A 10,094-nucleotide genomic window follows, 5' to 3' on the forward strand; every position below is an offset into this window, starting at 1 on the left:
AGAGCACGAACGCGACGGCGACGAGGACCAGCGCGAGCGCGCCGAGCAGCCACCAGCCCGGCGCCGGCGGCCACAGCGGCGGCGGCGCCGGCAGATGGATGTCGCGCAGTTCCGGCAGGTTGTCGGCCATCAGCCGGCGCTCCGGCGCGTCGCGAGCGCGAGACCGAGCGGCGCGAGGCAACGGGTCAGGTCGTCGCGCGTGTCCAGCATCAGCGTGCCTATGCCGAGCCGGCGCGCCTGCTGCAGCAGGCGTTCGCGGCGCGTGCGGAACGCCTCGGTCCAGCGCGTATCCACGGCGCCGCCGAAATCCAGCCAGCGCCGCTGGCCGGCGACTTCGACCGCATACCGGCCGCGCGGCGGCGCCTGCAGTTCCAGCGCGTCAGTCAACAGCACGAGGCGCACGTCGCCGTGGCTGGCCAGCCGCGCGAGCGGCGCCTCGGCCGCCTCGTCGCTGCTGAAGCCGTCGGTCAGCAGGATGACCAGGGTGCCGGGCCGCGCGAGCCGACGCGTGCGCTCGAGCGCCTGCGACAGCGGTTCGGCCTGCGCGGCGCGGTCGGCGCGCGCGATCAGGTCCCAGTCGGCCAGCGCGCGCAAGCAGTGCAGCACACCGCGCGGGCCGCCCGCCGGACGCACCTCGCCGGTCACGCCGCTGCCGAAGCCCAGTGCGCCGACGCGGTCGCCGCCGCGCACGGCGCTCCAGGCGATCAGCGCGGCCGCGCGCGCGGCCTGCACGGACTTGAAGCAGACCCGCGTGCCGAAGCGCATGCTCGGCGCGTGATCGAGCACGAGCAGCACGCTGCGCTCGCGTTCTTCCTGGAAAACCTTGGTGTGCGGCTTGCCGCTGCGCGCGGTCACGCGCCAGTCCATGCTGCGGATGTCGTCGCCGGGCTGGTAGCCGCGCGACTCGACGTAGTCGACGCCGCGGCCGCGGAAGCGCGAGGTCTTGATGCCGGCCTGGGCCGTCGCGGCCCGGCGCGACGCGGCCAGTACGAGCGAACGCGCGGCCAGGCGCTGGGCGATCAACGTGTCGAGATCGACCTGCACGGCCGCGTCGCCGCGCAGCGCGGCCGGACCCGTTTGCGACGCGACGACCGACACCGGCGCCTCAGGGCAGGCTGATGCGCGAGAGCAGCTGCGCGACGACCTGGTCGGCGCGCACGCCTTCGGCCTCGGCCTCGTAGCTCAGCAGCACGCGATGGCGCAGCACGTCGGCGGCGACGGCGTGGATGTCCTCGGGCAGCACGTAGTCGCGCCCGGCGAGCCAGGCGTGCGCGCGCGCGCAGCGATCCAGCGCGATCGTGCCGCGCGGACTCGCGCCGAACGCGATCCAGCGCGCGAGGTCTTCGCCGTGGCGCGCGGCATTGCGCGTGGCCACGACGATCTCGACGATGTAGCGCTCCAGCGCCGGCGCGAGATGCAGATCGAGCACGGCCTCGCGCGCGGCGAAGATCTGCGCCTGGCTCAGGCGCTGCGGCGGCGGCGCGGACGCGTGGAGCTCGGCGCGCGCGCGGTCGCGCGCGAGCTTGAGGATGGAGGCCTCGGCGTCGGCGTCGGGATAGCCGATCGCGACGTGCATGAGGAAGCGGTCGAGCTGGGCTTCGGGCAGCGGATAGGTGCCTTCCTGCTCGATCGGGTTCTGCGTGGCCATGACGAGGAACAGCGCCGGCAGCGGATACGTCGTGCGGCCTATCGTGACCTGGCGCTCGCCCATGGCTTCGAGCAGGGCCGACTGCACCTTGGCCGGCGCGCGGTTGACTTCGTCGGCCAGAATCACATTGTGGAAAATGGGTCCGCGCTGGAATTCGAAGCGCGCTTCCTGCGGCCGGTAGATCTCGGTGCCGGTCAGGTCCGCCGGCAGCAGGTCGGGGGTGAACTGGACGCGGTGGAAATCCGCTTCGATGCGGCTGGCCAGTTCCTTGATCGCCGTGGTCTTGGCCAGGCCCGGCGCGCCTTCGACGAGCAAATGGCCGTCGGCGAGCAGCGCGACGAGCAGCCGGTCGACGAGATGGCTCTGGCCGATGATGCGCGCGGAAAGGTCGTCGCGCAGCGCGCGGAACGTGTCGATCAGCGTCGGCGCACGCTGCGGTTCGGGTTGATCCATGGATTCACTCGCCAACAGGGTCGGAGCGGCCGGCTTGGACCGCGAGGAGGCCGGAAAGTTTGCTGGGCGGCGCGCCTCGAGGCAATGAGTACGCAGCGGCGCGCCGGATGCTGTCGCGTATGCCGATGGTCATGTTCGCGCCGGAATGGGAATCGGGAATCGTGAGGGCGAAGCCAGCTCGCAAGACGTGCCGCCCTGCTGCTCCTGCGCGAACGATTCCCTGTTTCCTATTCCCGATTCCCCGCTCTGCTCAGCGCCACCGCCTCGTCCAACGGCAGCGGCTTGCCGATCAGGTAACCCTGCGCGTAGGTGCAGCCGAGCTCGCCGAGGGCCTGCAATTGGGCCGGCGTCTCGACGCCTTCGGCGACGATGTTGCAGCCGAGCGAATGCGCCATCGCGACGACGGCGCGCACGATCGCGAGGCAGCGCGGTTCGTGCATCTGGCGCACGAAGCCCTGGTCCATCTTCAGGGTGTCGAACTCGAGCTTGTGCAGATGGCCGAGGTTGGAATAGCCGGTGCCGAAGTCGTCGAGCGCGACCTTGATGCCGGCCGCGTGGCAGCGCGCGATGATGCCGTCGACCTGGGCGTAGTCGAGCACGAGGCTCTCGGTGATCTCGATCTTGAGCTGGGCCGGCTGCAGGTCGTGGGCGCGCAGGGTCGCGAGAAAGCGGTCGAGCAGCGCCGCGTCGCCGAGCTGGCGGCCCGAGACGTTCAGCGCGACGAACAGCGGCTCCGCGTCGCCGCTGCCGTGCAGCTGCTGCAGCGCGCCGCAGACCTGGTCGAGCACGTAGTCGCCTACCGGCACGATCAGCGACGTCTCCTCGGCCAGCGCGATGAACTCGGCCGGCGAGACCGGGCCGCGTTCCGGATGCGTCCAGCGCGTCAACGCCTCGAAGCCGGCGATGCGGTTGCGCGCGATGTCGAGGATCGGCTGCAGGCGCACCTCGAGTTCGCCCTTGTCCAGCGCTTCACGCAGATGGCTTTCGAGACGGATCTTGTCCAGGGCGAGCGCGGCGTCGCTGCTGCGCGGCGTCTGCAGCGGCGCGCTGGCCGGCTCGCTCTGCCCCGACAGCTGCGCCAGCGCCGAGCGGTAGCGCGAGATCTGGCTCAGCAGCAGCGCGCGCACGACCGGATCGGCCGAGTCCAGCCGCTCGGCAAACTGCTTGCGATCGATCGGCATCAGCACGCAGTCGCTCAGCGCGGTCGCCGTGGCCGTGCGCGGCGAATCGTCGAGCACGGCCATTTCGCCGAGCAGGTCGCCGGGACCGAGCACGCCGAGGCGGCGCGATTCGGCGCCCTGCGCGGTCGTGACTTCGATGGATCCGCTTTCGAGCAGGAAGGCCGACGTCGGCGCGTCGCCTTGATGGAACAGAACGCGGCCGGCAGGCACGTCGACGCGGAACGAGCTGACTGACATCGGGCGGCTCCCTGTGCTGCGGCGATGCTAGCAGGGGCCGGCAGGCGTCGATACCCGCGTTTGCGGCGGGCCGGATCCAAAAAAGCCGAGGCCGCCCTGCGGCGGCCTCGGAGGTGTTGCATCGGCGATCCGGATCAGGGCGTGACGGTGACCGTCACGTTGCAGGTCTGGGCCGAGTTCAGGGCGACGGTGGCGACGACCGGGCCTGTCTGCGTGCAGCCGCCGCTGAAGGTGAACCGCTTGTACGGCGGTGCCGGCGGCAGGCCCGTGACCGGTGCGGTAGCGGCCGGGCAGTCCACGCCCGTTCCGACGGCCGTCAGCTGTATGGCCTGTCCCTGGGTGAACGGCGCGCTGCAGGTCACGCTGCCGCCGCCGCCCGGCGCGCTGCAGGTGACGCCCGACGGATTGCTCGACACGGTCAGGCCGCAGAGGTAGCTGGCCGGCGGCGGCACCGGGTTCGGAACGGCGGTGGCCATCGGCTCGGCAACCACGGTCAGCTGGATCGGCGTCGTCGTGCCGCCGCAGAGTTCCGGCGGCGGCGCCGGGCTCACGTTGGCCTCGCAGAGGTCGATGCCGCTGAATTCGACCGTGGCTTCCTCGCCGCTCGCCGCGGTGAAGGTGCAGGTGCCGCTGCCGCTTTCCTGGTAGCCGTTCAGGCCGTTGTCGTTGATGACGGCGGTCGTCTGGCCCTGGGCGTTGGTCACGCCGGCCGGCGTGCCGATGCTGACGTCGCCTTCGCAGGACGTGTTGATCATGACGCCCGGCACCGGATTGCCGGCGCTGTCGCGCAGCGTCAGGGTGACCGTGCCGCCCGAGCCGCGGAACGCGCTCGGCGCAGCCGTCAGCGAGCCCTTGCCGCTGTTGGTGATGTCCACGGAGTCGCTGTAGCCGCCGACGGAGAAGATCACGCTCGGCGTCGAGCCGCCCGAGGACTCGCTGCTGAGGCCCAGGGTGCGCACGGTCGCGACCGTGCAGCCGTTCGCACCGGTGCGGTCATGGACCACGCCGGAACCGCGCACCTCGTCGACGAAACCCTGGCCGCCCGGACCGAAGCCGCTGAAGGCGAAATTGATCGCCAGACCCTGCATCGGCGCGCCGAGCGCGTCGATGACGCAGATCGTGACCGCGGCCGTGGTGTTGCCGCTGATCTCTTCCGGATTGGCCGTGAGCTCCAGGTCGGCGATGCCGGCGAAGCGGTAGGCGCCGATGTCGGTGACCTTGCGCAGGCCGCCGGCGACGCCGACGCCGTCGCCCTGGGCATACAGGTAGACGAGCTTGCCGAGACGGTTGTTCGGATAGTTCAGCACCGCCGTCGCGACGCCGTCGGCATTGGTGACGCCGAGCGTGCCGCCGTTGAAGCTGCCGCTGTCGCGGATGTTGGCATCCTGTGCGCGGCCGATCACGTACGGAATGATCGAGCCGTTGTTGATGCTGTTGCCCGAGTCGTCGTTGCGGTTGAACGGCACCGAGACGTTGAGGCTCGTGGAGTTGTTGATCGACGAGACGGTGCGCGCGCTCTCGAGGTCGCGGTTGCCCGGCACGAGATCGCCGAACACCAGCAGCGTGTCGCCAGGCCCCGGACGTTCGCCCGGACCCGTGCTGGCGCAGCGCGGCACGGCGGTCGGCGGCCTGATGAAGCCCGTGAAACAGCCGGTCTGGGACGTGAACAAGGTGCCGCTTTCCTGCGGGTCGCCGTCGGCACCGAAGATCAGGAACTGGCCCGGCCCCTCGTTCGGGAAGCCGGTCAGCGGCGAGTCGATCGCGCCGAAGCGGATGCTGGTGCCGGCGGGAACCGGATTGCCCTGGCGGTCGGTCGCGAGCGCGCTGACCACGAGCGTATAGGTGCCGTTCGGACCGACCGTGCCGGTGATGCTGCCGGTCGTGATCGCCTCCTGGGTCGGCGAGGTGATTGCAAGGCTGAACAGCTTGCCGTCGGAGACGACGATGCTTTCGGTCACGGTCAGTGCATCGCTGATGCCGTTGTCGACGTTGTTGTCGGCGCGGTCGGCCGTCACACGGACCTGCACCGGTCCCTGGATCGAGCCGGCGCGGAACGACGCCGAAGCGACGCCCTGCACGGTGCGCGTCTTGACGACCGGGCCGGTCTCGGAGCCGCCGGCGCCGAGCGCGCTGATGGTGCCGTAGTTGGCGCCGCCGACGACCTCGAACTGGACGTTATTGTAGGCGGTGTTGCCGCTGCCCGGATTCGGCACGAACTGGCCGCCGCCGTCGCGCACGACCGCGCTGATGATCGTGCTGTTGGAGCCGCCGGTTTCCTGCAGGTAGACATGATTCGGCGTCGCATCGGCGGCGATCGAAGCCGGCAGCGACGACGCGATGTTGTTGACGGTGATCGCGAACGTCTTGGAGATCGTCGTGTTGGCTGCCGGATCGCGCGCGGTCACGGTCACGGTGGCGACGCCGGCCTGATCCGACGAATGCACGAAGATCGTCGCGTGGCCGCCGGTCACGTCGACCGGGCCGCTGCCGAGCAGGTCGAGGAACTCGTTGCCGCGCAGATAATTGCCGTTCGCGTCGAACTGGGCCGGCGTGTTCGGATCGTCCAAGGTCGAGAACGCGGCGACCGACACCGGGTTGATCGCGACGGCGACTTCCTGGCCCGTGACCAGATCGCCGTTGGCGCGGCGCCAGGTGATGTCGAGCTCGGACATGAACGGCGAACCGAAGAACGGACCGACGTTGTCGCGGTTCAGCGGCAGCTGGCTGGCCGTCGCCGTGATGGTCAAGGTGCCGCTGGGCGTCGGCTGGAACGCGCCGTCCCCGCCGCTGCCGCCCCCGCCGCCGCAACTGGCCAGCATCAGGCTGGCCGCCAGCAGACCGAGGCATCGATTAAAGGCTCTCATGTCGTCTCTCCAAGCTCGCAATAGCATCGCGTCCAGGGCCGCAACGCCCGGCTGTCGGCCGGACGTATGCGAGCTCAAGCGTTATTTCAGACTTTCGTTGAGAATGCGCGGAGTCACGAAAATCAGCAGCTCCGCCTTCTCGTTGCTGTTTTTCTTGTTGCGGAACAAAGCGCCGAGACCCGGCACGTCGCCGAGGAAGGGCACCTTCTTGATGTCGTCGCGCTTTTCGACTTCGTAGACGCCGCCGAGCACCACGGTCTGGCCATCGTCGACGAGCACGGTCGTGTTGATCTCGCGCTTGTCGATCTGCGGTACGAAACCGCCGCCCGGGTTGGGCACCAGTGCCGCGATGTTGTCCTTCTTGACGTTCAGCGCGAGCACGACGCGCTCGTCGTTGGTGATCGTCGGCGTGACCTTGAGTTCGAGCACGGCGTCCTTGAACTGCACCGTCGCCTGACCAGCGCCGCCGCCGGAACCCTGCTGGAACGTCACGTAGCCGATTTCCTGGCCCTGCTTGATCACGGCTTCCTGCTGGTTCGCGGTGATCACGCGCGGGCTGGAGATGACCTCGCCGCGCGCTTCGGTCTGCGCCGCGGAAAGCTCGAGATCGAGCAGGTAGTCGGCGCCGAGGATGGCCAGGCCGAAGCTGCCGGCCGGCGTCGCCGCCGGCATGTTGACGCCGAGGCGATTGCCGAGCGCCGGCACGGCGATGCCGCCCGGAATCACGCCCGGCGCGCTGACCGGCGTGCCGCGATCGCCGTTGAAACGGTTGTTGAGCGCCACGTTGGCCATGGTGTCGGCGGCGACCTGGTTGCCCGACAGCGCGACGACGTTGCCGTTGCTGTCCTCGTAGCCGCCGCTGACGCCGAAGCGCACGCCGAGCTCCTTGGCGAAATCGTCGTTCGCGATGACGATGCGCGATTCGATCAGCACCTGCTGCACCGGACGGTCCAGGGTCAGCACGAGGTCGCGGATCTCGCGGATCTTCTCCGGCGTGTCGTTGACGAGCAGCGTGTTGGTGCGCTCGTCGAACGTGACCGAACCGCGCGGCGACAGGAAGCCGCGCGACTGATCCGCCGACGACGAGCTGGTGTTGCCGCTGCTCGCGCCCGAGGTGATGCGGCTGGCCAGCAGCGCCGCGATGTCCTTGGCCTTTCCGTAGCTGACCTTGATGTAGGCCGAGTCGAGCTCGACGCGCTGTTCCAGCGCGATGCGGGCATCTTCCAGCGCCTGTTCGCGCTCGGCGATTTCCTTCTGCGGCGCGACCCAGATCACGTTGTCGCGGCGACGCTGGTCGAGGCCCTTGGCCTGGAGCACGAGATCCAGCGCCTGGTCCCACGGAACGTTGATCAGGCGCAGGGTGACGTTGCCGCCGACGGTGTCGGCCACGACGATGTTGAGATCGGACACGTCGGCGATGAGCTGCAGCACCGAACGCGTCGGGATGTCCTGGAAGTTGAAGGTCACGCGCGCACCGACGTACTCGGGCTCGGCGTTCCTGTCCTTCTTCTTTTCCGCGTCGGCCTTCTTCGGCGCGATTTCGAGCACGTATTCGTTGCCGGACTGGTAGGCGAGCTGCTCGTACGGGCCCTTGGCCGAGATCTCCAGGCGGGCGCCGTTGCCGCGCGAGCGCGCTTCGATGAACTGCACCGGCGTGGCGAAATCGAGCAGATCCAGGCGCTGCGCGAGATTGTTCGGCAGGCGCGCGTTGTAGAGGTCGAGCGTGATGTTGTCGCCTTCGCGCTTGACGTCGGTGGTCGCGCCTTCGCCGGAGAACGTCACGACGACGCGGCCTTCGCCGTTCTTGCCGCGGCGGAAGTCGATGTTGGACACCTCGACGTCGCGGGCGGCGATGGACTTGGTCGGATCGTTCGTGACCATCGCGGTCGCGGTCGCCGAACCGGTGACGCCGTTGCCGACGGTCAGGACCAGGTTGCGGCCGTCGATCTTGCTCTCGTAGCTCGAGGGACGGACGAGGTCGACGACGACGCGCGTGCGTCCGGCGGCTTCGACCGCGGAAACGGCAGTCGTCGAACCGGTGTTGATCTCGACGTTGCGCTGGCTCAGGCCGCTGCGCGTGTCGGCGAGGTCGAGCGCGATGCGCGGCGGCGTGTCGGTCGTGAAGATCTGCGGATCGCTCGGCGGGCTCGCGAGCTGCAGCGTGATTTCCACCTTGCCGCCCGGCAAGGTGTTGTAGCCGATCTTCTCGAGCACGTTCTCGGCGTTGGCCGCACCCGATCCCAGCGACGCCGCGAGCATCAGTGCCGGCAGGCAACAGCGCAAGAGGCGGGTCAGGGGACCGGACTTACGTCCCAGGTTGTTGGCAGCTGTCGTAGTCATGAAAGTTACCCCCAATGGGCCTCTTATTGGTCACCAAGCGCGATCGACGCTTGGCGTTCCATCCAGCCGCCGGCCCCGTTGGGAACCAGCTCGACGAGTTCGATGCGGTCTTCGGCGATCGTCGTGATACGGCCGTAGTTTTGTCCGAGATAATTGTCTTTATGTACGCGGTGCACGACGCCTTCCGGGTCCTTCACGAGTCCTTCGATCGCGTCGCCGATGCCGAGCGTACCGACCATCGACAAACCGTCCAGCGGGTATTTCTCGAGCAGTTCCGACGGGCGGTTGCGGTCAGGCCCTTCGCCGTTGCCGGCCGCCGCCAGCTGTTCCTCGCGGCGCTCTTCGGCGCTCGCACTGAACGGATCGCGCAGTTCCTGGCCGCTCGCGTCCTGGCTCTTGTATTCGAAGGTCTCGAACGTCTTGACCACGGGCAGCGGACTGATCGGCGCCCCTTTCTTGGCCTTCTCGGCGGCAACCCAGTCTTCGAGATCGCGGCGGCCGGCCGTACAGCCGGCAAGGGTCAGCATGACCAGTGCGGACGCGACGATCGGTCGCAATTGCAGCTTCATCATTGCATCCCCCCGTGTCCGCCGGCAGCGGGTTTCGGCGGCGGCGCGGCACCGGGCCTGGGCGGCACGGCCGGCGGCGCGTTGGCGGCCTGCTCGTCGTCGTCGACGTAGCGGTAGGTCTTGACCGTGCCCTCGAGCGCGAGCGGTCCGTTCATCAGCGCCGGCTTGGCGCCGGCAGCGGTGGCCTGGGTCGGCTGCGGCCGCAGCGACACGTCGTGCATGGTCAGGATCACGACGCGCGGCAGCGACGCGACGCCGCTGATGAACGCGCCGAACTGGTGGTAAGAACCCACCATGCGCAGGGTGATCGGCTTCTCGGCGTAGAACTCCTTGATCTGCTCGGCGCCGGGCTGGAACAGATCGTTCTCGATGCCCGAGGACAGCGCGGTCTGCGAAATGTCGACGAGCAGCTCCGGCATCTCGGTCCGGCTAGGCAGCTGCAGCAGCATCTGGCGCAGCATGTCCTTCATCTCCTCGAGCTGCTGGCGCAGCGCCTCGAGATTGACCGCCTTGGCCTGCTTGATCGAGAAGTCCTGCTTGAGCGAGCTTTCCTGCTTCTGCTTGCCTTCCAGGTCTTCCTGCTGGCCGCGGATCTGGAAGTACCAGCCGAGCAGGCAGATGACCAGGAACAGCAGCACGCAGAACGTCATCTTCACGCCCTGCGGCCAATTGCCCGCATTCTGGAAATCGAGGTCGCGGAAATCCGAGAGCTTCATGGCTGCTTGGCTCCCTGTGCGGCCGGCGGCGGCGTCGCGGCCGCGGCACCCGGCGCAGCAGCCGCGGCGGGCGCGGCCGGCTTGGC

Annotated in this window: 8 protein-coding genes; all 8 read right to left on the reverse strand. The window is 68.9% G+C overall.

Annotated elements, in window-relative coordinates:
* A partial coding sequence (locus tag NON22_RS14565) for a DUF4381 family protein (RefSeq protein ID WP_257387681.1) occupies window positions 1–130 on the reverse strand: 130 nt, incomplete at its 3' end.
* Window positions 130–1,098 carry a DUF58 domain-containing protein gene (locus tag NON22_RS14570; RefSeq protein WP_257387674.1) on the reverse strand — a complete coding sequence of 323 codons (969 nt, stop codon included), beginning with the start codon at window positions 1,096–1,098 and terminating at the stop codon, window positions 130–132. The genes NON22_RS14565 and NON22_RS14570, both read right to left, overlap by 1 nt.
* Window positions 1,099–1,105: 7 nt before the next feature.
* Window positions 1,106–2,101: an AAA family ATPase gene (locus NON22_RS14575; RefSeq protein ID WP_257387675.1), complete on the reverse strand. Its 996-nt coding sequence runs from the start codon at window positions 2,099–2,101 to the stop codon at window positions 1,106–1,108.
* 227 nt (window positions 2,102–2,328) lie between these two features.
* The gene (locus tag NON22_RS14580) at window positions 2,329–3,519 is read right to left on the reverse strand and encodes an EAL domain-containing protein (RefSeq protein WP_257387676.1); all 1,191 of its coding nucleotides are present in this window, start codon (window positions 3,517–3,519) and stop codon (window positions 2,329–2,331) included.
* A gap of 134 nt (window positions 3,520–3,653) precedes the next feature.
* Window positions 3,654–6,383, reverse strand: a complete 2,730-nt coding sequence (locus NON22_RS14585) for an Ig-like domain-containing protein (RefSeq protein WP_257387677.1) — start codon at window positions 6,381–6,383, stop codon at window positions 3,654–3,656.
* A gap of 81 nt (window positions 6,384–6,464) precedes the next feature.
* A complete protein-coding gene (locus NON22_RS14590) occupies window positions 6,465–8,723 on the reverse strand; it encodes a type IV pilus secretin PilQ (RefSeq protein WP_257387678.1) in 2,259 nt (752 codons plus the stop codon).
* A gap of 23 nt (window positions 8,724–8,746) precedes the next feature.
* A complete protein-coding gene (locus NON22_RS14595; RefSeq protein WP_257387679.1) occupies window positions 8,747–9,292 on the reverse strand; it encodes a pilus assembly protein PilP in 546 nt (181 codons plus the stop codon).
* Window positions 9,292–10,008: a type IV pilus inner membrane component PilO gene (locus NON22_RS14600; protein ID WP_257387680.1), complete on the reverse strand. Its 717-nt coding sequence runs from the start codon at window positions 10,006–10,008 to the stop codon at window positions 9,292–9,294. The genes NON22_RS14595 and NON22_RS14600 overlap by 1 nt, the downstream gene beginning before the upstream one ends.
* Between the last annotated feature and the right edge of the window lie 86 nt (window positions 10,009–10,094).

Origin of the sequence: Tahibacter caeni, assembly GCF_024609805.1 — a bacterium.
Classification (GTDB): Bacteria; Pseudomonadota; Gammaproteobacteria; order Xanthomonadales; family Rhodanobacteraceae; genus Tahibacter; species Tahibacter caeni.

Excerpts from the sequence above, each read along its gene's own strand:
- NON22_RS14575 (WP_257387675.1), bottom strand. The coding sequence starts at position 2,101 with ATGGATCAACCCGAACCGCAGCGTGCGCCGACGCTGATCGACACGTTC.
- NON22_RS14580 (WP_257387676.1), bottom strand. The coding sequence starts at position 3,519 with ATGTCAGTCAGCTCGTTCCGCGTCGACGTGCCTGCCGGCCGCGTTCTG.
- NON22_RS14585 (WP_257387677.1), bottom strand. The coding sequence starts at position 6,383 with ATGAGAGCCTTTAATCGATGCCTCGGTCTGCTGGCGGCCAGCCTGATG.
- NON22_RS14590 (WP_257387678.1), bottom strand. The coding sequence starts at position 8,723 with ATGACTACGACAGCTGCCAACAACCTGGGACGTAAGTCCGGTCCCCTG.
- NON22_RS14595 (WP_257387679.1), bottom strand. The coding sequence starts at position 9,292 with ATGAAGCTGCAATTGCGACCGATCGTCGCGTCCGCACTGGTCATGCTG.
- NON22_RS14600 (WP_257387680.1), bottom strand. The coding sequence starts at position 10,008 with ATGAAGCTCTCGGATTTCCGCGACCTCGATTTCCAGAATGCGGGCAAT.